This window comes from Myxococcus qinghaiensis (assembly GCF_024198215.1).
GTDB lineage: Bacteria > Myxococcota > Myxococcia > Myxococcales > Myxococcaceae > Myxococcus > Myxococcus qinghaiensis.
The window spans coordinates 283424-308561 of sequence record NZ_JAKCFA010000009.1; the positions used below are offsets into that span (position 1 = coordinate 283424).

Genomic DNA, 25138 nt, shown 5'->3' on the forward strand with positions numbered 1-25138 from the left:
GAACCCATCAGCTACAGCAGCATTCTTTGGGAATGCTGGAACTGGTGGGCGACAAGGTGGCCAGCGAGCGCTGACCGCCACACACGGGGGAAAAGCATGCACCACACACCAGCCTCGCCGTCGCGTCGTCACACCAGCACCCACCCGTCTCGGGCTCGGGGATGGATGGTGGGGCTCCTGAGCCTGGCGCTCGGAGCGGGGGCCTGTGGAGTGGAAGTGGAACCGGTGGGGGAGGAGCTGGGGCACCTGCGCCACAGTCAGGTCACCACGAATGGCCTCTCGACGAATGGCCTCTCGACGAATGGCCTGTCCACGAATGGCCTCTCGACGAATGGCCTTTCAACGAATGGCCTTTCAACGAATGGCCTCTCAACGAATGGCTTCACGACGTGGTTCACCCAGGACCCGGTGAATGCGGACGCGGTGATGTCCTACGTGGTGACGTGCGCGGTGCAGCCGGGGGTCGCCCGCATGTTCACCAATCCGGTGACGGGAATCACGCACATGTGGCTCGGGGCGCTGGGGCTGGCGCCGGGCTGGGCATCGGGGCTGCCGGCGACGGAGGCGGAGCAGCAGGTGGTCTCCGCCTGCCTCGCGGCGCATGCGAACAAGTACGGCCTGCACGTGCCCATCTCCGTGCTGGGCCTCACCACGTCGAGCTCGGACGCGCCCATTCCGTACACGTCGCAGGAGCTGGCGACCTACGGCGAGCAGGAGGCGTGCTACTTCGGCAACCTGTTCGACGGCACCGGCGTCTTCGCGGCCAATGACCAGGCCTACCTGTCCGCGGACAAGAGCACCCCGCGCACGTGTGGACTGGCGTCGGGCACGGAGCAGGCCTGCCCGCCCATCACCCACGTGGGCATGTGCGCCACGTATTGCCAGGGCAGCACCGCGTCCTCGCCCTACTACACGAGCTGCACGTACAACGGGAGGCCGTACCGCCCCATCACCGCGCGCATCCGCCCGCAGGAAATCTATCGCTGCGGCGACGGCACCTGCCAGTTCACCGAGCGCTGCGGCACGGGCACCACCGCGCTGAGCTGCCGCGCGGACTGCGGCGCCTGCCCCTGAGGGCGAGGCGTTCGTCTTTCGCGACACAGTCCGCGCCGGTGCGTTGGGTCCGTGAGGGCCCCCGCCGGTGGGGACGTCCCCCTGGGTGGTGCTAGTCTTTCCCCATTCCCGAGGTTGGGCCGGACACGGGAGGTCGCATGAACGGTCTTCACTTCCTGGATGCCCCCGAGGGCACCGACATCGCCGGTTACACGGTGGAGGGACTGCTGGGCGCGGGAGGCTGTGGCGTGGTGTACCGCGCCACGCGCGACGGCCAGTCCGTGGCGCTCAAGCTCCAGTCACTGGTGCAACTGGGTGGCTGGGCCCAGCGCGAGGTCGCCATCCTGACGCGGCTGGCCCACCGCAACGTGGTGGGCTTCCGCGACGGCGGCCTGTTCCCTCCGGAGGCGCCCGAGTGGCTCTATCTGGCGATGGAGTACGTGCACGGGCGCCCGCTGGCCCAGTGGGTGGAGGAGGAGAACCCCGGCGCGCGGCGGGCGGCGCGGCTGGCGCTGGGCATGGCGCGCGGGCTGGAGGCCGCGCATGCCGCGGACGTGCTCCACCGCGACATCAAGGAAGCCAACGTGGTGGTGCGCGAGGAGGACGGCACGCCGGTGCTGATGGACTTCGGCGTGGGTGTCTATTCCGGAGCGCCCCGGCTGCCGCGCGGGGTGCTGCCCCCAGGGACGCCGCGCTACCGCAGCCCGGAGGCCCTGGCCTTCCGCCACGAGCGCCGCGCGGGCGTGTACCCGGCCACCGTGGCGGATGACCTGTACGCGCTCGGCGTCGTCCTCTACTGGATGCTCACCGCGCGCTACCCGTTCGAGAACGTGGAGACGCCCGAAGGCGAGGTGGCCGTCATCCACCACCCTCCGGTAACGCCCGCCCTGCTCAACCCCCGGGTGCCGTGGGCGCTCAGCGAGCTGTGTCTGCGGCTGCTCGCCAAGCAGCCCTGGCGTCGAGGCACCGCGAGCACCTGGTGCGCGGAGCTGGAGACGGCGCTCGCCAGCGCGGACGCGGCGTGGGACGTGCCCTTGTTCCCGGACGCGGCGGACGTGCGGGTGGACGCGCAGGGCGGCCCGCGCCCCCCGTCACGCGGGCGGCGCTCGACGGGCTCCGGGATGCTGCCCGCGATTCAGGCCATCTCCAGTCCCGCCGAAGCACCCGGACTCGTCGTCCGGGCCCGGCCGGTGACGCGGGAGGCTCGCGCCATCGAGTTACCGCGCGCCCTGCTGGCCCTGGGGGTGGGGGTGTGTCTGGTGGGTGGCGTGTGGTGGATGCGGCGCTGGCCACCTCCCCTGCTCGCGCTGACGTTGAGCAGCCGCGCGCCCACGCCGGAGCACGGCGACGCGGAGCCTCACCCTCGAGGCCCCCTTATGCCCACACCGCGTCCCACTCCCGGCTCCTCGCCGGCGCGGTGACGTGTGTGGGCTGACCTTCCAGTCGCCAACGCTGTCAGCGCCGCTTCGGAGCGCTGGCGTCGACTACCCGTCTGGACAGACACGCACCCTCGCGCGAGCCGACATCGGCTCCTTGCCGGACACGTCCCGGCGGTGTTGACTGGGAAGGTCCGCCCCGCCCCCGCGAAGTGCTCGGGACGGACACCTGACGCCGAGATTGCGACGTGATGACGCTACGAGCCAGGGTCCTGTTGATGTCGGCGGTGGCGCAGCGGCGCGGCACGCTGCGGCGCGCCTTCCAGGCTCGTGCGGGATTTTCACAAGCAGCGGAGGGCCCGGGGTTGGACGTCGCCCGCGAGGCCGGCGAGGCGGGCAGGCGGCTGGAGGAGACGGTGCGCGAGCGGACCGCGGAGCTGGAGGCCGCCAACGCGAAGCTGTCCCGCAGCCTGGAGCAGCTCCACGCCACCCAGGCCCAGCTGCTCTTCGCGGACCGGCTGATTGCGTTGGGGCGCATCGCCGCGGGCGTGGGGCACGAAATCAACAACCCCCTCGCCTTCATCCTCAGCAACCTGGAGTACATCCACCAGGAGCTCCAGCAGAAGGAGCAGCTCCCCGAGCGCGAGCGCCAGGAGGTGCTGGAGGCGCTGGCGGAGACGCGCGACGGCGCGGAGCGCATCCGCCTCATCGTGCGCGACTTGCAGACGCTGTCGCGCTCCGAGGACGTGGGCAGCGGGCCCTCGGACGTGGGCGCGGTGGTGCGCACGGCGGCGAAGATGGCCATGCACGAGCTGCGGCACCGCGCGCGGCTCATCGTCGAGTGCGACGGCGTGCCGCCCGTGCAGGGCAATGGCTCGCGGCTGGGTCAGGTGTTCCTCAACCTCCTGCTCAACGCGGCGCAGGCGATTGTGCCCGGCCAGGTGGAGCTGAACGAGGTGCGCGTCGTCGCGCGCGAGGCGATGGCCGGCCGCGTCGTCTCGGTGGAGGTGCGCGACACCGGCTGCGGCATCTCCCCCGAGCACCGCGAGCGCATCTTCGACCCGTTCTTCACCACCAAGCCGTTGGGCGTGGGCACCGGCCTGGGCCTGGCGGTGTGCCATGGCATCGTCACGTCCCTGGGCGGCACGCTGACGGTGGAGAGCGCGCCAGGGCAAGGCAGCATCTTCCGCGTCACCCTGCCCGTGGCCGGCGCCTTCGCCCAGCCCCCGCGACAACTGGACGCGGTGGTTTGAGCGACACCACCTGGTCGTCATAGGGCGTCATGCCCTCCATCGGCGGCGCGTAGAGGTGCAGCGACACGGCGCCGCGACGCGTCGTATTCAGGACGCGGTGGATGGTGTCCGGCTCCTCGAGCATCAAGTCCCCTTCCTGCGCGCGCACGGACAGCTCGGGCAGCAGCCTGTCGCCCGCCCACGCGTAGCGCGTCTCCCTCACCGCGCCGCGCACCAGCAGGGACACTCCGGACGAGCCGCCGTGGTCATGGACGAGGGAGCCCTGACCCGGCCCCCAGCACACCAGCAGCAGCTCACACGCCTCCGTCTTCGCCAGCGTCCTGCGCACGTAGCGCGACTCGTCGAACTGGATGAGTGACTCCAACAGCCCCCAGTCAGGCCGGCTGTCGCGGAGCCGGTCCACCAGCCACGACAGCGAGGGGATGGACTCCCTGCGCTCTGGCAGCGGCCAGCCGAGCAGGCTTCTCATGTCCGGGACTTCTCCGTCCCAGTCTTCCTTGGGGCGCTCTCGCATGGATCTCCCGGGATGTGCGTGGGAGTGTGGACACGGCCTGGGACCCTGGCCAGGGGTTGTCATTCGATTGTCCACGCTCGTGCGCTGGGATGCCGTGGGACAAGGGCGGACATAGGATTGCGGCGTGCGAGTTCAGAGCAGTCCCTGGGACGTGGCCGTGGTGGGGGGAGGGGCCAGTGGAACGCTGTTGGCCATCCACCTCTTGAGGCAGGCCCGCGCCCCCTTCCGAATCCTCCTGGTGGAACGAGGCGGGCAGGTGGGCCAGGGGCTCGCCTACTCGACGCGCAGCCAGCGTCACCTGCTCAACGTCCCGGCCGCGCGGATGGGCGCCTTCGCGGAGGAGCCCGAGCACTTCCTGCGCTGGCTGCGTCAGGAGACGCCCGACACGGAGGGCGGAGACTTCGTCCCCCGGCTGCGCTACGGCCAGTACCTGGACGCCGTGTTGGAGGAGTCCATCGCCCGCGCGCCCCAGGGTGTCCAGTTGGAGACGCTGTCGGGCGAGGTGACGTCGGCGCGCGAGCATGGCGGGCTGGTGACGCTGACGACCCGAGGCGGCGTGGAGCTCGTCGCGCGAGCGGTGGTGCTGGCGCTGGGCAACGCGAACCCCGCGGACCTGCGCGTGGAGGATGGCGGGCTGTACACAAGCCCGCGCTACCACCGCTCGCCGTGGGCGCCGGGCGCGCTGGACGGCATTGGCGCGGACGACACGGTGCTGCTCATCGGCACGGGGCTCACCATGGTGGATGCGGTGCTGTCGCTGGAGGAGCGCGGCCACCGGGGAGCGCTGCACGCGCTGTCGCGCCATGGACTCCTGCCACACCGCCACCCGCGCACCGTCCTCCAGGGCACCTATGCCTCGCCCGGCATCCGCGACGTGCTGCGCGCGCTGCGCGACCACGGCCTGCGCGCCCCGGAGCAGGCCCATCCCATCCCCGTGCGGGTGCGCGCGCTGTTGCGCGTGCTGCGCCACGAGGTGAGACGCGCGACGGACGCCGGGGCGAGCTGGCGCTCGGTGGTGGACGCGCTGCGGCCGGTGACGGTGCCGCTGTGGCAGCGGCTGGACTCCGGAGAGCGCCGGCGCTTCCTGCGGCACCTGCGCGCCTACTGGGACGTGCACCGCCACCGCATGGCACCCGACGTGGCGGACGGCCTGGAGCGGCTGAGGACCCAGGGCCGGCTGAGGCTGCACGCGGCCCGCGTGCGGAGCTTCCATCTGGATGACGCGGACGCGGTGCGGGTGCGCGTGCGGCGCCGGGGCGAGCGGCGCGAGGAGGACCTCCAGGTCCACCACGTGGTCAACTGCACGGGCCCGGAGGGCGACGTCACCCGCCATGGCCATCCGCTGCTGCATCGGCTCGCGGAGGAAGGCCGGGCGCGTCCGGACGCCCTCGGCCTGGGCCTGGACACCGACGGCCACGGGGCGCTGCTGGACGCGCGCGGGCATGCCGGGGGGCGCCTGTTCACCTTGGGCCCCCTGCGGCGCGGCGAGCTGTGGGAGACGACGGCCGTCCCGGAGATTCGCGCCCAGGCTCGCGCCCTGTCCGAGCACCTGCTCAAGCGGCTGGGACGCGGCTTCGTCGCCCCCCGGCGCAGCGCCGGCTGAGACTAGACTGGCGGAGGAGCCTGTCCACGGAAGAGTGGAAACCCCTGGAGCCGGGGTTTCGTGCGAGGCTTCCGGCCGCCGGGCTTCCCCCTCATGACTTCCCATCGCGCTCTCATCCCCGTGGCAGGAGGCATGCTCGCCCTCCTCCTCGTCTGCGCGGGCAGCCTGGCCTACCTGCAGCTGCGCACGGGGCCGCTGGAGCAGCGACTGGTGCGCGAGGTGAATGAGCTGGCGCAGGCGCGGTACGCGCGGCCCTCGCACGTGCAGCCCCCGAGCCCGGGCACCTTCGCCCGCCACCTGGAGCCGCTGCTGGAAGACGTGCTGCACCTGTATCAGGAGCGGCAGAAGTCGGGCACGGGGCCGGACTCGACGCTGGGGCAGCACTGCCGGGACGTGGCGGACGGGAAGCTGCCGACGTCGTCGTTGCCCTCGGCGTGCGGCGAGACGCTGGAGCGCGCGCGGCCCCTGCTGGAGCGGGTGCTGGCGGCGACACACGCGGAGTTCGGAGGGCTGCCGGAGCGGCTGGGCGTGCTCGCGCCCGTCACCCACGCGCGGGCGAACGGGAAGTTCGCGTTGATGTACGTGGTGAACCTGGCCGCGCTGGACACGCGGCTGAAGCTCGCCCAGGGCCTGCCGCTGGCGGCGCTGGACACGTGCCTGGACGCGCTGGCGCTGAGCCGCGAGCTGGAGCTGGGCGGGGGCATGGAGGGACAGCTGCTCTCCGCGACGGGCCACGGCGTGCTCTACCGGCCGTGCGCGGACGCGCTGGACGCGGCGCCGACGGAGCGCAAGCGGCTGGCGATTGCCCAGCTGATGAAGCTGGCCGAGGGCTTCGCGCCCTTCTCCCTGTCGCTGCGCCACGAGTCCGCGCTGGTGCAGCTGGTCTACTTCCGGGGCCTCTTGTCCGACGAGGCCCTGGCCGCGCTGCCGCCGCACAGCGAGGACTGCGTGCCGCTGGAGCTGCGGGACGAGGAGGCCATCGACGACGGCCCCCTGGGCTCGCGGCGCGCGTGGTGGACGCTGGTGGAGGGCTTCGACGCGCTGACGGCCGCGGCGGACCTGCCCACGCCGGCGCGCCGCAGGGCCTTCGCGCTGCTGGAGGCGAGCGAGGAGGAGGAGCGGCTGGGCTCCATCCACGGGCCGCACATCGCCACCTATGGCGAGTACGCGGAGCGGCTGGATTTGCGCAGGCTCCAGCATGACGCGCTCATCACCCTGGCGGAGGTGGACCTGGCGCGCGCCGAGCGGGGCCACTGGCCGGAGTCCCCTCCCCACCACAAGGACTCCTCCTTCGTGCTGGAGACGCTGGGCCCGTCGGAGGCCCGCATCCAGCCCTGCGCTCGCGCGCACTCGGCCCAGGGCCTGCGCGTGACGGCGGACGCCCCTCCCACCGCGCGCCGGCCGGAGCCCTGAGCGACGCACGCACGCCTCCCCTCCCCTCGGGCGGGTGTCGGCGGCCTGCTCGGGTGCCCTTCAGGGCCTACCTTCCTGCTGGACGCCGTCGCAGCCTCGGAGGGGGAATGGGCCTGCCGCACGCAAGGAGCCACTGCCGGGGCATGCCGCGGTGCGCCGGACGCCAGGGAGGGCCGCCATGAGGGCGCGCCGCTTCGTCGCGGACCTCGACTCCTCGGCCGCCATGCTGCGCGCGCTCGCGGGCTTCCTGCACGGCCGTGACTTCCCCACGCTGGGCACGCACCGGCACACCCACTCCTTGTTCGAGACGCTCCTCCCGGTGGTCAACCGCCTCTCCGTGCCGCTGCGCGAGGCCGCCTATGTCCGCGGGGGACTGGCGGAGGCCCTCACGCCGGACGCGCTGACGCACTTCGACGCGGAGGCCGTGGCGCGCTGGGTGGTGGCCCGCTATCCACGCCGGCGCTACCCGGCCGCCGTGGTGGGCGCCTCCAATGGCGCGCTGGTCCACCTGTGCGCGGCGCTGGGCATTCCGTGGCTGCCCCAGACGCAGCTGTTGTCCGTGCGCCATGACGGGCGCGTGCCCGTGGACGAGCCCTTGAAAGACTTGGACTTCGCCAGGGAGCCCGCGCGCCGCCTCCTGGAGTCCCATCCGGACCTCCAACTGCACCACACGCACGACGCCAACCACGACCGGCTCCTGTTGCGAGGCCTGACGCACTTCCGGGTGAAGCGCCGCCGCCTGGGCACCGCCTATGTCCGCTTCCTGGAGGACGTGCTGGAGCCCGGCGCCACCCTCTTCGTGTCCGAGTGCGAGCTGCGCTGGCCCACGCTGCGGCAGGGCGAGCGGCACGTCTTCCAGCAGGGGGCGCTCGGCGGAGCGAGTCCGGACGAGTACTACCTGGGCGGCCCGCGCGTGGCGGCGTGGCTGAAGAGCCAGGGCTCACCCCATCCGCGCTGGCCCACGCCGCCGCCGGACAGCGACAGCCCGGAAGCGGAGTGGGGCTTCGAGCCCGCGCTGAGCGAGGACCTCCAGCGCCTGGCGCGCAAGCGGCGCTGGCGGCTGCGGCGCATCGTCTATCCGGAGCCGGAGGCGCTCAGCCCGCTGGTGGCGGACCTGTACCGGCACTGGTACCGCGACAGGCGCATGCCGCTGGGACAGCTGCTGGTGGAGTCCTCGATTCTGCTGGAGCCCTGGTGGGCGCTGCGCACCGGCGCGGTGCCCTTCTGGATGGTGCTCAACACGCGCCCTTCCGCGCGCGCGCTGGAGCACTACCTGGACGCGTCCGAGCCCTGGGACGCGCTGTTCCTCATGCTCTGCTCCCGGGGCGTGGACTCGCTGGGCCTGGCGCCGCTCCAGCGCTGGCGGGAGCTGCTCTCCCGCGGGCTGGACCGGGGAGAGCTGCTGGGCGTGGACGAGCGCGAGTACCCGCGCGACTTCGCCTCCGCCGTCCGCTACCACCCCGCGCTGAAGCGGGCACTCACCCCCCGCCACCCCATGCCGGAGCGGATGGGCCTGGAGCGACTGGACGCCTTCCTGCGCCAGCACGGGGACCGCTACGCGGTGCGCTGGCACGACACCGACACGCGCCCGCGCCACGTGAGCGCGGGCGTGTCGTCCTCGTGGATGCAGTGAGGCGCACCGAGCAACCGAGGCAGAAGCGCGGCTACGCGGCAGACACCGCCACGGAGCCCAGGCCCTCCACGACAAGCCGCACCCGGTCTCCGGGCTGGAGCATGTGCGCGGCCGTGGCGGCGCCCGCCAGGACGATGCTGCCGGCGGGGAGCACCTGGCCCCGCTCGGCGAGCAGCGCGCACAGCTGCACCACGGACAGCACCGGGTCCCCGGAGATGGCGTCCGAGCGGGCCGACTGCACCAGCGCGTCGTTCACCGACATCTTCATCTCCAGGCGCGTCAGGTCCAGCGCGCGCGGCGAGCGCTCCTCCTCCCCCAGGACGAACAGCGAGGAGGACGAGTTGTCCGCCACCACGTCCGGCAGGGAGAAGTACTTGAAGTCGCGGTAGCGCGAGTCGAGGATCTCCATCGCGGCGAACACGGACTCGCACGCGTCCAGCGCCTCCTCGCGCGTCACCGTCCCGCGCAGCTCGCGCGCGGTGCGGAACGCGATCTCCGGCTCGATTTTCGGGTGGATGCCCCGCCCCAGTTGAATCACGCCGTCCGCCGCCACGCGCATCCGGTCCGTGAGGACGCCGTACACCGGCGAGTCCAGGTTCATCTGCCTGCGCTTGGCCTCGGACGTCAGGCCCATCTTCAGGCCGACGACGCGCTCACCCGCTGCCAGGCGGAGCTGGAGGCCCGCCTCCTGGACGGCGTAGGCCTCCGGCAGCGTGAGCTGGGGCAGCTCGTTCGTGAGCGGCGGGAGCTCGCGCCGCTCTCGCCGGGCGTCGTCCAGGCGTCGGGCCAGCTCCGAGGGGTCCACGGTCTGCGTCATTGCATCCCTCTCCAGGTGGGGTGTAGCGGGGCGGCGCAGCAGAGCACGGCCAGAAGCCCCAGGCGAGGCGGCTGATGCGCGGGTTGTCCGGCTCCGGGGTATAAGCCGCGCCACCGGAGGCACGGGGCTTCCGGGGACTGGAATCACCAGGTCGACGTGCTGCATAACCCCGGTTGTGGCCCCCGGCCGGGCGGGCATCCCGAAGCAAGGACTCCACTTCATGCGATATCTCTGGCTCTTCGCGGCAGTGCTTCTTCCCACCACGTTGGCGTTCGCGGACGAGACGCCCGGGCGGCACACCCACGACGGCTTCTACCTGCGCGGCCAGCTGGGCATCGGCTACACGCGCGCCGAGGCGAAGGACCTCGACCTGGCCATCAAGGGCGCCTCCGGCTCCCTCAACCTGGAGCTGGGCTACGCCCTCATCGACAACTTCATCATCTACGGAAAGCTCTTCGGCACCTCGACGACGAACCCGGACCTCGAAGTGGGCGACGTCACGATTGAAGGTGACGAGGACGACGACGTCGCCAGCAACTACGCGGGGCTGGGCTTGGGCGTCACGTACTACTTCATGCCCGTCAACCTCTACATCTCCGGCGCGGTGGTGGCCAACCAGCTCAGCGTCACGCAGGACGGCGAGCGCGAGGGAGAGACGGACTCCGGCGTGGGCGTGCACCTGGGCCTGGGCAAGGAGTGGTGGGTGAGCGACAACTGGGGCATCGGCATCGGCGGCGAGGTGGCGCTGGGCCGCATCCGCAGCAACGAGAACGACGGCGACGACTGGGACATCACCAGCTTCTCGCTGCTCTTCACCGCCACCTTCAACTGATTGTCGGCCTTTGGGTGGCCGTGACGCCTCCGCTCTCACGGACGCGTCACGGCCCCCGGAGCATCAGGCCTGCTGGTTGAGGCCCGCGGCGATGGCGGTCGCCGCGGAGCGCGGGCTGAAGCGCACCATGAAGGAGGCCATGACATTGAGCGCGCCGTGCACGGCCAGCACCTTCCCGCGCATCATCGCCTTGTAGGCGTGCTCCACCACGTCCTCGGGCTTCGCCACGCCGGAGCGCTGGAACAGGCGGCTCTTGTCATTGCCCGCGCGCTGGGCGAACTCCGTCTGCGTCGCGCCGGGGCAGGAGCACGTCACCGTCACGCCCGTGCCCTTCAGCTCGTACGACAGCGCCTCCGACAGCGACACGACGAACGCCTTCGTCGCGTAGTACGTGGACATGTAGGGCCCGGCCTGGAACGCGGCGGTGGAGGCCACGTTGAGGATGCGGCCCTGGCCGCGCTCGCGCATGGGCCTGGCGAACAGGTGCGCCAGCTTCAGGAGCGCGGTGCAGTTGACCTGCACCATCTCCGCCTCGCGCTTCACGTCCTGGTCCAGGAAGGGGCCGGAGGTGCCGAAGCCCGCGTTGTTGACGAGGAAGTCCACCGTCAGCCCGCGCTCGGCCACCTGCGCGAAGAGCTGCTCGGGGGCCTCCGGCTTCGCCAGGTCCGCGGGCAGCACGTGGGCCTTCACCCCGTGCTCCTTCTCCAGCGCGGCGGCGAGTTCTTCCAGCTTCGAGGCGCCGCGTGCGACGAGGATGACGTCGTGCCCGTCCCGGGCGAAGCGCCGCGCGAAATGCACTCCGAGGCCAGCCGAGGCTCCGGTGATGAGGGCCACCTTGCGTGACATGTTGTTTCCTCCCAGCGCCCTTATAGCCGAGCGCCGGGCGACTCACGCATTCGCGGCGGCTTCGCGCCGGGGGAGCGTGACTTCGAAGCGGCTGCCCAGCTCCGGCTCGCTGCGCACCTGGATGTCGCCGCCGTGGGCTTCGACAATCTGCCGGGTGATGTAGAGCCCCAGCCCCAGCCCTCCATAGTGGCGCTCGCTGACGGCGCGGCCGAAGCGCTCGAAGATGTGCGTCTGGTACTCGCGCGCGATGCCGATGCCCGAGTCCTCCACGCACAGCACCACCCGCTCCGCTTCGCCCCGGAGCGCGACGTGCACGGGCTGACCCGCGCCGTACTTCACCGCGTTGGCGAGCAGGTTCGTCAGCACCTGCTCCAGCCTGATCCGGTCCCAGTGCCCGCGCACGTCGCCCCGCACGGACACCGAGATGGGGCTGCCGGCCTGGCTGGCGGGGACGGCCAGGCGGTCCTTCGCCTCGCGCGTCAGCGCCTCCAGGTCCACGTCCTCGCGGTGCAGCACCAGCCTGCCGCTGGACAGGCGCGACACGTCCAGCAACCCGTGGACGAGCCCCGACAGCTTGTCCACCTGGCGCTGGACGACGTCGAGCTGCGAGATGACCAGCGGCGTGGGGAGGAAGGGCCGGTCCTTGCGCGTCTGCCGTCGCAGCCACTGGAGGCGGAGCTGGAGCGGGGTGAGGGGCGTCTTGAGCTCGTGGCTGGCCACGGCGAGGAACTCGTCGCGCAGGCGCACGGAGCGGCGCGCCTCGCGGTACAGCCGGGCGTTGTCCACGAGCAGCGCGGCGCGGCGGGCCAGGTCCTGCGCCGTCTCCAAGTCTGTCTGGTTGTAGTGGCGCGAGGGGCGCACCGCGAGGAAGGTGAGCGCGCCCAGCGAGCGGCCGCGCGCGAGCAGCGGCACGGAGAGGATTTCGTGGAAGCCCACCTCGCGCATCGTCTCGAAGTGGGCCTCGCTCACCGACACGCGGCGCAGCCAGGCCTCGTTGACGTCGTCCACCAGGAGGGATTCGGCGTGACGGACCACGGGGGAGGTGGGGTGCCTGCTGCCCTCCGGTCCGGTGGGGAAGCGCCGCACGCGCTGGGCGAGCGCGTCCTGGCTGGGGTCGGCGTGCGCCACCGACACGCGCTGCACGGTGCCCGTCTCGTCCAGGATATCGACGAAGCACCAGTCCGCGAGGATGGGGACACAGAGCCGGGCCAGGGTGTCCAGCGTGGCCTTGGGGTCCAACGAGGAGGAGGCCAACAGGCGACTGGCGTCCGCGAGGAAGGCCGCGCGCTGCTCCGCCGACTCCGCCTCCGCGCGAGCGTGCTGTTCCTCTCGAAGGAGGCGCGCGGACTCCAGCGCCAGTCCCGCCAGCCGGGCGAGTCGGTGGAGCGCCAGCTCGTCCTCGCGGCTGAAGTCGCCCACCTCCCGGTCGAAGAGGTAGAGCACGCCCGCGCTCGAAGGAAGGGACACGGACAGCCTGCCGCGAGGCTCCCCGCGCGAGGCGCGACGCTCCCTCGACGTGCGACCTGGCTCCTCGCTCGACGGCACCACGTAGCCGCCCCAGACCTCGTAGGCCCGTGAGAGCGACGTGACGCTCGCCCCCCGCGTCTTCCCAGGAGCGGGCGACAGGACGACGGTCGCCTGGTGGGCGCGCGTCAGGCGGCGGGCGATCTCCACGAGCACGGCGAGCGCCTCTTCGACCGTCGCGGCCGACAGGAGCTGCCTCGAGTCCGCATCCTCCGCCGCGCGCGCTTCCTCCATGGACATGGGCGCGACAGGTTCCATCGGCATGTTCGACTCCCCTTGGGCTCAACCCCCGTCCGGTCCTTGGCCCCTCCGGTGTGACGAGGGGCTTCAACGCCCGCTCCCCCTCCGGCCAGGCCAGGCCGTCAGGCGTTTGACGCGAGCGGACGACACGGACGAGAGCGCTTGCCGCAATGCTGGTGACGGCTCCGTCGGTTGCGTACATTGCGCCCCGTTCGACCCCGGTTCGCGCGGTCCCCCTCCCTCTCGGCGACCGAGGAGGCGGGCGCCCGTGAGCGGCTCGTGGGGCGGGCACGCACGGAGGGTCCGGCCATGGAGAAGGTGCTCAACTACATCGGTGGGGAGCTGTTGCCCGCCCGCGGTGGCCAGTGGCTGGACAAGCCGGAGCCCGCGACGGGGAAGACGTACGCGCAGGTGCCGGACTCGGACGCCACCGACGTCCAGCACGCGGTGGAGGCCGCCGCGCGCGCCTTCCCGGCCTGGTCCGCCACGCCCGCCGCCGAGCGCTCCCGCCTGATTCGCCGCCTGGCCGACGCCATCCGGGCCCGACTGGGTGACTTCGCCCGCGCGGAGTCCATCGACTCCGGCAAGCCGCTGTCCGTGGCGGCGAACGTGGACATCCCGCGCAGCATCCTCAACTTCGAGTTCTTCGCGGATGCTGTCACGCAGTTCTCAAGCGAAGCGCACGCCACCGACGGCGTGGCGCTCAACTACACGCTGCGCTCGCCCCTGGGCGTGGTGGGCTGCATCTCGCCGTGGAACCTGCCGCTGTATCTGCTGACGTGGAAGCTGGCGCCCGCGCTGGCCATCGGCAACTGCGTGGTGGCGAAGCCCTCCGAAGTCACGCCGATGACGGCCTATCTGCTGTCCCAGGTCTGCCGCGAGGTCGGCCTGCCGCCCGGGGTGCTCAACGTCGTCCACGGCCTGGGCCCCAAGGTGGGCGCGGCCATGAGCCAGCATCCGGACATCGCCGCCATCTCCTTCACGGGCAGCACCCGCGTGGGCTCGGAGATTGCGCGCGTGGCGGCGCCGAACTTCAAGAAGCTGTCGCTGGAGATGGGCGGGAAGAACCCGAACGTCATCTTCGAGGACTGCGACTTCGAGGAGGCGCTGGCTACGACGGTGCGCTCCTCGTTCTCCAACCAGGGACAGATTTGCCTCTGCGGCCCGCGCATCTTCGTGCAGCGCCCGATTTACGAGCGCTTCAAGGACGCGCTGGTGGCGCGCACGCGGGCGCTCAAGGTGGGTGACCCGCTGGAGGCCAGCACCGAGCAGGGCGCGCTGGTGTCGCAGCAGCACTTCGACAAGGTGATGGGCTACATCGACCTGGCGAAGCAGGAGGGCGGGCGCGTCCTCACGGGAGGACGGCGCGCGAGCCTGTCCGGCCGCTGCGCCGAGGGTTGGTTCGTGGAGCCCACGCTCATCGAGGGCCTGGACGCGGCGTGCCGCACCAACCAGGAGGAGATTTTCGGCCCGGTGGCCACGCTCATCCCCTTCGACAAGGAGGAGGAGGTGCTCGCGTGGGCCAACTCCACGAAGTACGGGCTGGCCGCCAGCGTGTGGACGAAGGACGTGACGCGGGCGCACCGCTTCGCCTCCCGGCTGCACAGCGGCATCGTCTGGGTGAACTGCTGGATGCTGCGCGACTTGCGCACGCCGTTCGGCGGGGTGAAGGACTCGGGCGTGGGACGCGAGGGCGGGTGGGAAGCGCTGCGCTTCTTCACCGAGCCGAAGAACGTGTGCATCAAGCTGTGACGCGCCGGACGGAGACACGACGTGAGCACCAGTGAGCGAGTCGATTCCCAGAAGGCCCCGGAGCCGGTGGGCCTGTATCCCCACGCACGGCGCGTGGGCAACTTGTTGTTCCTGTCGGGCGTGGGTCCGCGCGAGCGCGGGACGAAGAAGATTCCCGGCGTGGAGCTGGATGCCGAGGGCAACATCACCTCGTACGACATCGAGGCGCAGTGCCACTCGGTGTTCCGCAACGTCCGCTACATCCTGGAGGACGCGGGCTCGTCCTGGGACAAGCTGGTGGACGTCACGGTGTACCTGACGGACATGAAGAAGGACTTCCCCACGTACAACCGGCTGTGGGCGGAGTACTTCAAGGACAACCCGCCGTGCAGGACGACGCTCGAAATCAATCGGCTGCCCACGCCCATTGCCATCGAGCTCAAGTGCATCGCCACCATCGGAGACGACTGAATGGGCCGCCTGACCCCCATCAACTTCAAGAAGTGGATTGATGAGCACCGCCACCTGCTCAAGCCGCCCGTCGGCAACCAGCAGGTGTGGGCAGACCGCGAGTTCATGGTCACCGTGGTCGGCGGCCCCAACTCCCGCACGGACTTCCACATCAACGAGGGCGAGGAGTTCTTCTACCAGTTGGAGGGCACCATCAACCTGCGCGTGCTCGACGACGGCAAGCCCGTGGACATCCCCATCTCCGAGGGCGACATCTTCCTGTTGCCGCCCAAGGTGCCGCACTCGCCGCAGCGTCCCGCCGGCACGGTGGGCCTGGTGCTGGAGCGCCGCCGCCTGGCCGGAGAGCTGGACGGCTTCATGTGGCTGTGCCCCTCGTGTGGCGAGAAGCTCTATGAGGAGTTCGTGCACGTCACCAATCTGGTGACGCAGCTGCCGCCCATCTTCGAGCACTTCTACGGCAACCCCGACAACTGCACCTGCAAGAAGTGCGGGACGAAGGTCACCAAGGAAGGGCCGAAGCGTTGAAGGTCGACATCCACACGCACCTGTTGCCGGAGAAGCTGCCGCGCTTCGCGGAGCGCTATGGCTATGGCGGCTTCATCACGCTGGACCACCACCAGCCGTGCCGCGCGCGGATGCTGCGCGACGACGGGAAGTTCTTCCGCGAGGTGGAGAGCAACTGCTGGGACCCGGTGAAGCGCATCGAGGAGTGCGACTCGGCGGGTGTCCACGTGCAGGTGATTTCCACCGTGCCGGTGATGTTCAGCTACTGGACGCAGCCGGAGCACGGGCTGGACCTGTCGCGCTTCCTGAATGACCACGTCGCCTCCGTCGTGCGTGAGCACCCCAAGCGCTTCGTGGGCCTGGGCACGGTGCCGCTGCAGTCGCCGGAGCGGGCGATTCGCGAGCTGGAGCGGTGCGTGAAGGACCTGGGGCTGGCGGGCGTGCAGATTGGCAGCCACGTCAACGACTGGAACCTCTCCGACGAGAAGCTGTTCCCCTTCTTCGAGGCGGCGAGCGAGCTGGGCGCGTCCATCTTCGTCCACCCGTGGGACATGATGGGCGAGGCGAAGATGCAGAAGTACTGGCTGCCGTGGCTGGTGGGCATGCCCGCGGAGGTGTCGCTGGCCATGTGCTCGCTCATCTTCGGCGGCGTGCTGGAGCGGCTGCCCAGGCTGCGCTTCGCCTTCGCGCACGGCGGCGGCTCGTTCCCCGGGACGCTGGGGCGAATCGAGCACGGCTTCGAGGCGCGTCCGGACCTGGTGGCGGTGGACAACAAGGTGCCGCCGCGCGAGTACCTGGGACGCTTCTGGGTGGACTCGCTGGTGCATGACGCGGACACGCTGCGCTTCATCGTCAAGCTGTTCGGCGCGGACAAGGTGGCGCTGGGCAGTGACTATCCGTTCCCCCTGGGCGAGCTGCGCCCGGGCACTCTCATCGAATCGCTGAGCGAGCTGGCGCCCGACGCGCGCGAGCAACTGCTCTGGAAGAACGCCCTGGCATGGCTGGGGCGCTCCCGCGAGGACTTCGCACCATGACGACGCTTCCCTACGAAGACTCCGAGGACTTCGCGCGCCGCGCCGACGCGGAGGATGCGCTGCGCACCTTCCGTGACGCGTTCCTCTTCCCTTCCGGCCCTGACGGCAAGCCGGTGGTGTACCTGGCGGGCAACTCGCTGGGGCTCCAGCCGCGCAACGCCGCGCGCTACGTGCAGGAGGAGCTGGAGGATTGGGCGAAGCTGGGCGTGGAGGGGCACCACCAGGGGCGACACCCGTGGCTGCACTACCACGAACTCGTCACCGAGCAGGCCGCGCGGCTCGTGGGCGCGAAGCCGCAGGAAGTGGTGGTGATGAACACCCTCACGGTGAACCTGCACCTGATGATGGTGTCGTTCTACCGGCCCACGCGCGGGCGGTTCAAAATCCTGGTGGAGGGTGGCGCGTTTCCGTCGGACCAGTACGCGGTGGCGTCGCAGGCGCGCTTCCACGGGTATGACCCGCGCGAGGCGGTGCTGGAGCTGAAGCCGCGCCCTGGTGAGGAGACGCTGCGCACCGAGGACATCCTGGCCACGCTGGACCAGCATGGGCACGAGGTGGCGCTCGTGTTGCTCGGCAGCGTGAACTACCTCACGGGCCAGGCGTTCGACATCGCGGCGATTACGCGCACGGCGCACTCGAAGGGGTGCCTCGTCGGGTTCGACCTGGCGCACGGCGCGGGCAACTTGAAGCTGTCGCTGCACGACGACGGGCCGGACTTCGCGGTGTGGTGCTCGTACAAGTACCTCAACGGCGGCCCGGGGAGCCTGGGCGGGGTGTTCGTCCATGAGCGGCACTCGCGCTCGCGGGACATCCCTCGCTTCGAGGGCTGGTGGGGGCACGACAAGACGACGCGCTTCCAGATGGGGCCCGACTTCGACCCGATTCCGGGCGCGGAGGGGTGGCAGCTGTCCAACCCGCCCATCCTCCAGCTCGCGGCGCTGCGCGCGTCGTTCGAGCTGTTCGACAAGGCAGGCATGGAGGCGCTGCGCGCGAAGAGCGAGCGGCTCACGGGGTATCTGGAGTTCCTGTTGGACAAGCTGCCGTCCGCCTTCGTGAGAATCACCACGCCGAGGGACCCGAAGCAGCGCGGCGCGCAGCTCTCGTTGCGGTTCAAGGGCGAGGCGCAGGGGATGCTCAAGCGCCTGGCGGACGCGGGCATCGTCTGCGACTTCCGCAAGCCGGACATCATCCGCGCGGCGCCCGCGCCGCTGTACTGCAACTTCACGGATGTCTACCGCTTCGTGAAGACGCTGGAGGTCCATGCCCGTGGGTGAGCGGAACGAAGCCGTCACCGTGGTGGGCGCGGGCCTGGTCGGCTCGCTGCTCTCCGTGTTCCTGGCGCGCCGGGGCTACTCCGTGGAGGTGCTGGAGCGCCGCCCGGACATGCGTCGCGAGGTCATCGACGCGGGCCGCTCCATCAACCTCGCCATCTCCACGCGCGGGCTGTACGCGCTGAGGCAGGTGGGGTTGGAGGAGGAGGCGCTGAAGCACGCCATTCCCATGCGCGGGCGGATGATTCACCCGCCGAAGGGGGCGCTGGCGTATCAGCCGTACGGCAAGGACGACTCGCAGCACATCAACTCGCTGTCGCGGGCGTGGCTGAACAAGTTCCTGATGTCGGCGGCGGAGGCCACGGGCCGCGTCAACATCCGCTTCAAGCAGCGGGTGACGCAGGCGGACCTCGCGAAGGGCTCGCTCACGGTGCTGGACGAGGCCACGGGGCAGGAGCGCCAGGAGGAGGGCCGTGTGTTGTTCGGCACGGACGGCTCCGGTTCCGCGGTGCGGCAGGCGATGGAGCAGGTGCCGGGCTTCGAGGCGACGCAGGAACAGCTCGGGCACGGCTACAAGGAGCTGACGATTCCGGCGGGCCCGGGTGGCGCGTTCCAGATGGAGAAGCACGCGCTGCACATCTGGCCGCGCGGCACGTACATGTTGATTGGGCTGCCCAATGAAGACGGCAGCTTCACGTGCACGCTGTTCCTGCCGTGGAAGGGGCCGGTGAGCTTCGAGTCGTTGGACACGCCCGCGCGGCTGGAGGCGTTCTTCGAGGAGCAGTTCCCCGACGCGAAGGCGCTCATCCCGGATTTGACGGAGGCGTTCTTCGCGCGGCCCACGGGCAGCATGGTGACGGTGAAGTGCGCGCCCTGGCGCGTGGGTGACAAGGCGCTGGTGCTGGGTGACGCGGCGCACGCCATCGTGCCGTTCTTCGGGCAGGGGATGAACTGCGGCTTCGAGGACTGCACGGTGCTGGATGGGTTGCTGGAGCAGCACGGCACGTGGGCGGAGGTCTTCGGGACGCTGGAGCGGCTGCGCAAGACGAACGCGGATGCCATCGCCGACATGGCGGTGGAGAACTTCGTGGAGATGCGCGACAGCACGGGCAGCCCGCGCTTCCTGCTGGAGAAGGCGGTGGAGAAGACGCTGCTCAATGCCTTCCCGGGTGAGTTCGTCAGTCGCTACTCGATGGTGAGCTTCAGCCGGGTGCCGTACCGGCTGGCCTATGAAGTGGGGGCGATTGCCGGTGGCATCGTCTCCGAGTTGTCCGAGGGGCTGACGCGCGCCGAGGACGTGGACCTGGGGCGGGCGAAGCAGCTCATCCAGGAGCGGCTGGTGCCATTCATGAAGGAGCACGCGGATGGATTTCGGACTCAAGGGTAGGCGCGCGCTCGTCATGGGCGCATCGGCGGGGCTGGGCTACGCGACGGCGCAGGCGCTGGTGAAGGAAGGCGCCACGGTGGCCATCTGCTCGCGCGGTGGAGACAAGCTGGAGCGCGCGGCGAAGGAGCTGGGCGCGGCGCTCGCGGTGCCGTGTGACTTGACCCAACCGGGCGCGGCGAAGCGACTGGTGGATGAGGTGGTCTCGAAGCTGGGCGGCGTGGACGTGCTCGTGGTGAACACGGGCGGACCTCCGGCGGGAGGCTTCGAGTCACTGACGGCGGAGCAGTGGCAGCTCGGCTTCCAGAGTCTGTGGATGGCGGCGGTGGATGGAATCCAGGCGTCGCTGCCTGGGATGAAGGAGCGCCAGTGGGGCCGCATCATCCTGGTGACGTCGCTGGCCGCGCGCGAGGCGATGCCCAATCTCACCATCTCCAACGGCCTGCGCGCGGGGTTGCTCGGGTTGGTGAAGACGGTGAGCAATGAAGTGGCGCAGCACGGCGTCACGCTGAACGCGGTGCTGCCGGGCTTCCACGCCACGGAGCGGATGACGCAGCTGGGCCTCACGGATGAGAAGGTGGCGCCGCAGATTCCCGCGCGGCGACTCGGGCGTCCCGAGGAGCTGGCTTCGTTGGTGGCGTTCCTGTCTTCCGAGCAGGCCTCGTACATCACCGGCCAGTCCATCGTCGTCGACGGCGGCGCGCAGCGCGGGTTCTGACGTCACGGAGGCGCGGAGTTCCCTGACGGGCTCCGCGTCTCACCCGAATTCGGCGCTGAAAGCTCCGTTACCTGAATCCCGGTGTCGCCCAGTTCCTGGAGCACGGCGACGAACCGCTCGCTCGCGATGATGTGGCTTGGGCCCGGGCGGAAGCGGAACACGTCGGCATCAGGCAGAGTCGCCGCGTCGAGCCACCAACGAGTGGGCGCCAGCGTCATCTCCTGGGAGCCACACACCGGGCAAGGTTCTCCGACTGACATGGGGCGACATTCCGCTGCGTAGTCACCCGCGACGAGCAACTCCAGCTCAAGCAATGGGGAGACACCAGGGGCCATCTTCAATGCGGTCGATACGGGCTTGATTCCACGAAGCCGCGCCGCCGACAGAGCCTCAACCGCCGCTGGCTGGACGAAGAGGTTCCACGGCGCATCCATCGCAATCGGAGGGGGCTGTCCCCTCACCTGTCCGACCAGAGGACCCATTCCAGCACCAGGTCTTACGAGCGCCTCATCTGGCACGAATGAAAGCACGAGGTCGCGGAGCCGGATGTATTCCGACCAGGGCTCCTGCCGAGCCTTCACGAACTCGCGTTGCTCGGGCAGCGTGGACAGGTCCACGCTCGGATAGTTGAGGGAAATGGTCGCCCACTCCGCGAAGCACTTGCCGCAGGCCGCCCCCGGGAGCCCCCACTTTCGCCTGGCGCTGATTGTCCACTGCCGGCGATTCGCCTCCCGGTCGATGACGCTCCTGAGCGTGTAGTAACGCATCAGCGACTCACTCCCTGCAGTACCTGCTCCAACTTGCTGAGCTGCTGCCAGTAGGACATGGGCATCCCGACAAGGCGATATTTCTGGAGTATGTAGCCCGCGTGCTCGAAGTGCCTCCGCTTCGCTTCCCTGGGCGACACGGGAAAAATCAGCCTCGTCGGTTACGCGGCCGCAATGGGCACATGGACGACGTCCACTCCGGCTTTCTCATCCTAAGCTGCTCATCATGCCCTTCCGCAGTCGGCATCCTCACGTTAGGCAGAGAAGCTACGCTAGAGAGGATAGACATCCAGATCGTCGATCTCTCCTGGCAAAACATTAGCCATACTCAAATGGCGAGGATTCCCATCGGCATTCACACCCACCGCCCGAACCATGTCCATCTCAATCAAGTGCTCAGCACGTTCACGCAGGAGACTCCTTATTGAGTCAACCCGCCCCCTGAACGCCTCACGCGCCCCTCCCGTGAATGCACGGGGCAAACTTCCCCACGCCACCACCAGCAGGTCCAACTCCCCTACCGCCTCAGCAATACATTTGTCATTCACGAGCAAACCACCAGACCCAGCAACCCAAGCCTTCGGCCTCGATGAGCGCGTCGGAAATATATTCAAAATCTCCAACTCCTCGTAGCCCAGTCGATAGGCGATGGCGGCACCAAAGAAGTCGACCGTCTGATCGGAAAAGGACTTGGTAGCAAAGGATGGATTCAGCCCGATGATGCCGATTCTTCCTTTCCTTCCTTGGGGGTTTACTTGAAATCTAAGCCTATATCTAAACCGCCCCCCCAGCAGGCATCACACTTCTCGAAGGCCTCAACTGAGGCAGTCTATTCGGAACCTGAAAGCACCCTGCCGGACGATTAACTCTTCGTGAATTCACATCAATCCCCTTTCCCGGAAGACTCAGCAACGAGCAGCGGGACAAATTCCAGGTAGGACAATTCAACTGATGCGCTGCATCTCCCAGTGCCGAGGTGAGGCACTGAGGGCAACCGAGACGAAAAGGACCTGGGCTAGTCAAGTTGATCGTGTCGCGATTCCAGCGCCGAGCACCACGCTCGGGCGCGCAGGCTAAGTTGGTGACATCGCTCAACCGGCCAATTAATTCCACTTGATTAGTGTGACTTGACTGCCATGCATCGTCTCCGAGGATGCCGCTGTGGAACCACACCTCGCTCCTGGAAAGAATCGGCCAGCATCACGTGAAATCAAAGAAGTCGGCCAGAAGCTTCCCGTTTGCGTCTGGAGTGCGCGCATCAACACAGAGGCACTCGATTTTCTTCCTCCAGAGCAAACTGAACATGGCCTTGAGTTTGTCAGGATCCTTCGACTCGCCTTTCCTATTTGGGGACAAAAACACTGCTCTCGTACGCTCAGGACTGAACTGGTCGAAAAAACCTAGAATGGTATCTACCGCATCAGGCATCTTAAGGTAGGCATTTGGCTGTATCGGGCAGATGAAATTCCACCGATAACCCAGCTTCAAGACTCGCTTGAACTTATTATGAAAGGCAGTCTTTGTTTCCCCTCGCTCATGAGGAGATGTCAGGCGCAAGTAGAGCCTTCGCTCGTTACCAAGAGAATATATCCGCTTGAGCTTTGCCTCTGTGGGGATCTCTCCCCAAGTACCGAGTCTGACGTCCCTAAAAACACTTCGAAGCTGTGTGCTCTTACCTTCGCCCTGCTCGCCGACAACAAAAAGTGCGCGCTCCACATGAGACATGCAGTCCATCCTTATTCTTAGATTTCAACCGCCATCGCAATGATACCCCGGGGCTTCGATTCCCCTCTGAGAGGAATTCCTGCCAAGAGTCATCCCGCTCTTCACCAAAATCAACTCACCCACAATCCACCCCAGAGGCAACATCTATAGCAAAGCTACCTCTTGCGGACGAGAGGGTGATATTCTACCCATCCTCCGGAATACCCTCCTGCGCTCAATTCGTCGTTGGCGAACCACCCTTCCGCCGCTATTTCTTGACCTTGTTTAGGCGCGATGAATTTCCCGCAACACGACCTCAATCCAACACAACTTGCACATGGCGGGAATCATTCTCCAGGCCAGCAATTGAAAACTATTTGCCTCAGAGATCCCACTCATTCCAGCAGGTCGATTGGCCACGCCTGCGATCTTCATCGGACTGGTGATGCTTGGGCCGGCTCTCGCTGCTGACCATGGATACAAGATGACGGACACCCTGAGTCTGCGGAGCGGATGACACAGTTGGGCCTAACGGACGAGAAAGTGGCGCCGCAGATTCCCGCGCGGCGGCACGGGCGTCCCGAAAAGCTGGCCTCGCTGGTGGCGTTCCTGTCTTCCGAGCAGGCCTCGTACATCACCGGCCAGTCCGTCGTCGTCGCCGACGGCGGCGCGCAGCGCGGGTTCTAACGTCACGGCGGCGCGGAGTTCCCTGCCGGACTCCGCGTATCACCCTCCATCGAGGAACCGGAACAGCGCCTGCCCCGCCTCGTCACTGGGCATGTGTTGAGGCTCCTGCTGGATGTGGAGCGTCGCCGTGCTCAGCTTGCGTAGGCTGGCCTCGGCGGCATCGAAGGGCACCATGTCATCCTCCCGCGCGTGCCATGCGCCCACGGGCACACGGATGCCCGCAAAGGAGAAGCCCCACGGCTGAATCTGGAGGCGAGCTTCCCTCCCGGGCCCTACTCCTCCGTGCGCGAGCGTGGCCACAACACTCGCGTGCCAGGGATGTCCTTCAGGCACTCGGGTGAGCGCCTGTTCGAACGAGGTACGGAACTCCTGGGCAATATCCTCCAGCGTGCCCTCGCGATAGCGCGCATAGGCCTCCCGCGCGAAGTCCGAGTACAGCGCCAGAATGTCCACGTCTCACACGCGAGGAACCCGCTCAGCACACCGACATGCGCCACCCGCTCTGGGTACGCGGCGGCCAAGACCAGCGCATACGGCGCCCCCGCGGAGATGCCGACACTGTCCACGCGTGTCCAACCCAAGTCATCGAGCAGCGGCACGACGAGCGCCGGCCACTCGCCAATGCTTCGCATGTCGACAGGAACCGATTGCCCGTAACCAGGACAGGCCACCGTGAGAATCTCGAAGCCTTCCCGCTCCGCCATGACGGCCCAGGAAGGCTCCAGCTCAACGGAATCCATCAACCCGTGATGCAACACGACCGGGCGTCCACGCGCGCGTCTATACCTCGCGTACTCGAGCCCCCGCCCCACGCCTCGCGTGAGCGCCGGAGATGCTGGTGATGGGCTCATTCCCTGAGCCCCATGGCCGCGCCAAGGAATGAGCCCTTCGAGCCGCGTGAAGGCGCCTACGCCTCCCGAGCCAGCAGCGCATCCAGCGCGCGGTAGCTCTCGTTGAGGCCCCCTTCCATGCCCGAGGACGCCATGCCGTCGCGCTCCTCCGTCGTGTAGAAGAGCGACGTCGCCACCAGCTTCGTGCGACCGTCACCCAGGTCCTCGAGCGTCGTCGTGTTGAGGATGGTGTAGCCCGGCATCCCGTCCCACTCGAAGGTCTGCACCAGTCGCTCGGGCGGCGTCACTTCGCGGAACCTCCCCTCGAAGCCGTGCGCGCCATCCTCGGCGTGCTCGACGAAGCGCCAGTGTCCGCCGCGCTCGACCTCCAATTTCTCGACGACGAGCTTGTTGCCACGACCCCACCACTGCGCCACCTGCTTCGGGTCCGTCATCGCCCGCCAGACCCGCTCTCGCGAGGCATTGAAGATGCGCTCGGCGCGAATCTCCCGGTCGGACGGCTGCGTGACAACGGCATCCCTGGACGTCTGCTGCGAAGACTTGCTCATGACTCCTCCTCATCCTTCGTTCGCGCGAGGAACTCGCCCAGGCTGTCCAGCCGGGCGTCCAACATCCGCCGATAGCCGGCGATCCACGCCGCCTCTTCCTCCAGGCGCCGCGGCCCCAACTTGCAGGTCCTCACCCGCCCCACCTTCTCGGTGGAGACCAGCCCCGCCTCTTCCAGCACGTGCACGTGCTTCTTCATGCCCGTCAGGGTCATGTCGAAGGACCCAGCCAGTTCGCTGATGGACGCCTCGCCACGTCCCAGCCGCTCCAGCACGCCCCGACGCGTGGCATCCGCCAACGCTCCGAAGGCCAAATCGAGCCGCGAATCAAACTGAACCATATGGTTCAGTGATAATCAAGGACGCA

General features: G+C 68.7%; 25 protein-coding genes and 1 pseudogene. 15 read left to right on the forward strand and 11 right to left on the reverse strand.

The window, feature by feature from the left end:
• Positions 1–96: 96 nt before the first annotated feature.
• From LZ199_RS19090 to LZ199_RS19100, 3 genes are all read left to right on the forward strand, one after another.
• Positions 97–1074 (forward strand): hypothetical protein, encoded by a 978-nt coding sequence (locus LZ199_RS19090; protein WP_253995152.1) that lies wholly within the window; start codon positions 97–99, stop codon positions 1072–1074.
• A gap of 137 nt (positions 1075–1211) precedes the next feature.
• Positions 1212–2474 carry a serine/threonine-protein kinase gene (locus tag LZ199_RS19095; protein WP_253995153.1) on the forward strand — a complete coding sequence of 421 codons (1263 nt, stop codon included), beginning with the start codon at positions 1212–1214 and terminating at the stop codon, positions 2472–2474.
• 206 nt (positions 2475–2680) lie between these two features.
• On the forward strand, positions 2681–3682 hold the full coding sequence (locus LZ199_RS19100; RefSeq protein ID WP_253995296.1) for a sensor histidine kinase: 1002 nt from the start codon (positions 2681–2683) through the stop codon (positions 3680–3682).
• Here LZ199_RS19100 and LZ199_RS19105 read toward each other — a convergent pair.
• Positions 3621–4151: a cysteine dioxygenase gene (locus tag LZ199_RS19105; RefSeq protein ID WP_253995154.1), complete on the reverse strand. Its 531-nt coding sequence runs from the start codon at positions 4149–4151 to the stop codon at positions 3621–3623. The two genes, LZ199_RS19100 and LZ199_RS19105, sit on opposite strands and share 62 nt — an antisense overlap.
• 169 nt (positions 4152–4320) lie before the next feature.
• Between LZ199_RS19105 and LZ199_RS19110 the strand changes: the two genes are divergently transcribed.
• From LZ199_RS19110 to LZ199_RS19120, 3 genes are all read left to right on the forward strand, one after another.
• On the forward strand, positions 4321–5799 hold the full coding sequence (locus LZ199_RS19110) for an FAD/NAD(P)-binding protein (RefSeq protein WP_253995155.1): 1479 nt from the start codon (positions 4321–4323) through the stop codon (positions 5797–5799).
• 132 nt (positions 5800–5931) lie between these two features.
• Entirely contained in the window at positions 5932–7212 is a 1281-nt protein-coding gene (locus LZ199_RS19115) for a hypothetical protein (protein WP_253995156.1), read from the forward strand.
• Positions 7213–7390: 178 nt separating this feature from the next.
• The gene (locus LZ199_RS19120) at positions 7391–8845 is read left to right on the forward strand and encodes a hypothetical protein (RefSeq protein WP_253995157.1); all 1455 of its coding nucleotides are present in this window, start codon (positions 7391–7393) and stop codon (positions 8843–8845) included.
• Between the two features lie 31 nt (positions 8846–8876).
• On the opposite strand, the gene LZ199_RS19125 is transcribed toward LZ199_RS19120, so the two are convergent.
• A complete protein-coding gene (locus LZ199_RS19125) occupies positions 8877–9662 on the reverse strand; it encodes a 2-keto-4-pentenoate hydratase (protein ID WP_253995158.1) in 786 nt (261 codons plus the stop codon).
• A 220-nt stretch (positions 9663–9882) separates the two neighbouring features.
• On the opposite strand from LZ199_RS19125, the gene LZ199_RS19130 reads away from it, so the two are divergent.
• Positions 9883–10494 (forward strand): outer membrane beta-barrel protein, encoded by a 612-nt coding sequence (locus LZ199_RS19130; protein ID WP_253995159.1) that lies wholly within the window; start codon positions 9883–9885, stop codon positions 10492–10494.
• Between the two features lie 63 nt (positions 10495–10557).
• Here LZ199_RS19130 and LZ199_RS19135 read toward each other — a convergent pair whose 3' ends face one another.
• Both LZ199_RS19135 and LZ199_RS19140 read right to left on the reverse strand, forming a co-directional pair.
• Positions 10558–11340 carry an SDR family NAD(P)-dependent oxidoreductase gene (locus tag LZ199_RS19135; RefSeq protein ID WP_253995160.1) on the reverse strand — a complete coding sequence of 261 codons (783 nt, stop codon included), beginning with the start codon at positions 11338–11340 and terminating at the stop codon, positions 10558–10560.
• 42 nt (positions 11341–11382) lie between these two features.
• Entirely contained in the window at positions 11383–13128 is a 1746-nt protein-coding gene (locus LZ199_RS19140; protein WP_253995161.1) for a GAF domain-containing sensor histidine kinase, read from the reverse strand.
• Between the two features lie 285 nt (positions 13129–13413).
• Between LZ199_RS19140 and LZ199_RS19145 the strand changes: the two genes are divergently transcribed.
• The 7 genes from LZ199_RS19145 to LZ199_RS19175 are packed head-to-tail and all read left to right on the forward strand — an operon-like array spanning position 13414 to position 20217.
• On the forward strand, positions 13414–14856 hold the full coding sequence (locus tag LZ199_RS19145; protein WP_253995162.1) for an aldehyde dehydrogenase: 1443 nt from the start codon (positions 13414–13416) through the stop codon (positions 14854–14856).
• A 21-nt stretch (positions 14857–14877) separates the two neighbouring features.
• A complete protein-coding gene (locus tag LZ199_RS19150) occupies positions 14878–15306 on the forward strand; it encodes a RidA family protein (RefSeq protein ID WP_163862819.1) in 429 nt (142 codons plus the stop codon).
• A complete protein-coding gene (nbaC, locus tag LZ199_RS19155; protein ID WP_253995163.1) occupies positions 15307–15831 on the forward strand; it encodes a 3-hydroxyanthranilate 3,4-dioxygenase in 525 nt (174 codons plus the stop codon).
• Positions 15828–16844 (forward strand): amidohydrolase family protein, encoded by a 1017-nt coding sequence (locus tag LZ199_RS19160; protein WP_253995164.1) that lies wholly within the window; start codon positions 15828–15830, stop codon positions 16842–16844. Before nbaC ends, LZ199_RS19160 begins: the two co-directional genes overlap by 4 nt.
• Complete coding sequence (gene kynU, locus LZ199_RS19165) at positions 16841–18118, forward strand: kynureninase (RefSeq protein ID WP_253995165.1); 1278 nt, start codon at positions 16841–16843, stop codon at positions 18116–18118. Before LZ199_RS19160 ends, kynU begins: the two co-directional genes overlap by 4 nt.
• A complete protein-coding gene (locus LZ199_RS19170) occupies positions 18105–19502 on the forward strand; it encodes an FAD-dependent oxidoreductase (protein WP_256569229.1) in 1398 nt (465 codons plus the stop codon). The genes kynU and LZ199_RS19170 overlap by 14 nt, the downstream gene beginning before the upstream one ends.
• Complete coding sequence (locus tag LZ199_RS19175) at positions 19480–20217, forward strand: SDR family oxidoreductase (RefSeq protein WP_253995167.1); 738 nt, start codon at positions 19480–19482, stop codon at positions 20215–20217. Before LZ199_RS19170 ends, LZ199_RS19175 begins: the two co-directional genes overlap by 23 nt.
• A gap of 2 nt (positions 20218–20219) precedes the next feature.
• Here LZ199_RS19175 and sitI6 read toward each other — a convergent pair whose 3' ends face one another.
• The 3 genes from sitI6 to LZ199_RS19185 all read right to left on the reverse strand — a co-directional run bounded on the left by sitI6 (position 20220) and on the right by LZ199_RS19185 (position 22709).
• Positions 20220–20984 carry a SitI6 family double-CXXCG motif immunity protein gene (gene sitI6, locus LZ199_RS19180; RefSeq protein ID WP_253995168.1) on the reverse strand — a complete coding sequence of 255 codons (765 nt, stop codon included), beginning with the start codon at positions 20982–20984 and terminating at the stop codon, positions 20220–20222.
• Positions 20985–21256: 272 nt separating this feature from the next.
• Positions 21257–21778, reverse strand: coding sequence for a DUF1643 domain-containing protein (locus LZ199_RS46975; RefSeq protein ID WP_407667219.1), 522 nt, complete (start codon positions 21776–21778; stop codon positions 21257–21259).
• Positions 21779–22184: 406 nt separating this feature from the next.
• The gene (locus tag LZ199_RS19185) at positions 22185–22709 is read right to left on the reverse strand and encodes a hypothetical protein (protein WP_253995169.1); all 525 of its coding nucleotides are present in this window, start codon (positions 22707–22709) and stop codon (positions 22185–22187) included.
• A 492-nt stretch (positions 22710–23201) separates the two neighbouring features.
• Here LZ199_RS19185 and LZ199_RS19190 point away from each other — a divergent pair, with 492 nt between their 5' ends.
• The gene (locus tag LZ199_RS19190) at positions 23202–23375 is read left to right on the forward strand and encodes an SDR family oxidoreductase (RefSeq protein ID WP_407667217.1); all 174 of its coding nucleotides are present in this window, start codon (positions 23202–23204) and stop codon (positions 23373–23375) included.
• 39 nt (positions 23376–23414) lie between these two features.
• Here LZ199_RS19190 and LZ199_RS19195 read toward each other — a convergent pair whose 3' ends face one another.
• The 4 genes and pseudogenes from LZ199_RS19195 to LZ199_RS19205 form a co-directional block, all read right to left on the reverse strand.
• On the reverse strand, positions 23415–23828 hold the full coding sequence (locus LZ199_RS19195; RefSeq protein ID WP_253995170.1) for a hypothetical protein: 414 nt from the start codon (positions 23826–23828) through the stop codon (positions 23415–23417).
• 53 nt (positions 23829–23881) lie between these two features.
• Positions 23882–24226: pseudogene (locus tag LZ199_RS46980) on the reverse strand (alpha/beta fold hydrolase); the annotation flags it as partial.
• Positions 24227–24282: 56 nt separating this feature from the next.
• Entirely contained in the window at positions 24283–24774 is a 492-nt protein-coding gene (locus LZ199_RS19200; RefSeq protein ID WP_253995171.1) for an SRPBCC family protein, read from the reverse strand.
• Positions 24771–25112 (reverse strand): ArsR/SmtB family transcription factor, encoded by a 342-nt coding sequence (locus tag LZ199_RS19205; protein WP_163862833.1) that lies wholly within the window; start codon positions 25110–25112, stop codon positions 24771–24773. The genes LZ199_RS19200 and LZ199_RS19205 overlap by 4 nt, the downstream gene beginning before the upstream one ends.
• Positions 25113–25138 lie beyond the last annotated feature (26 nt).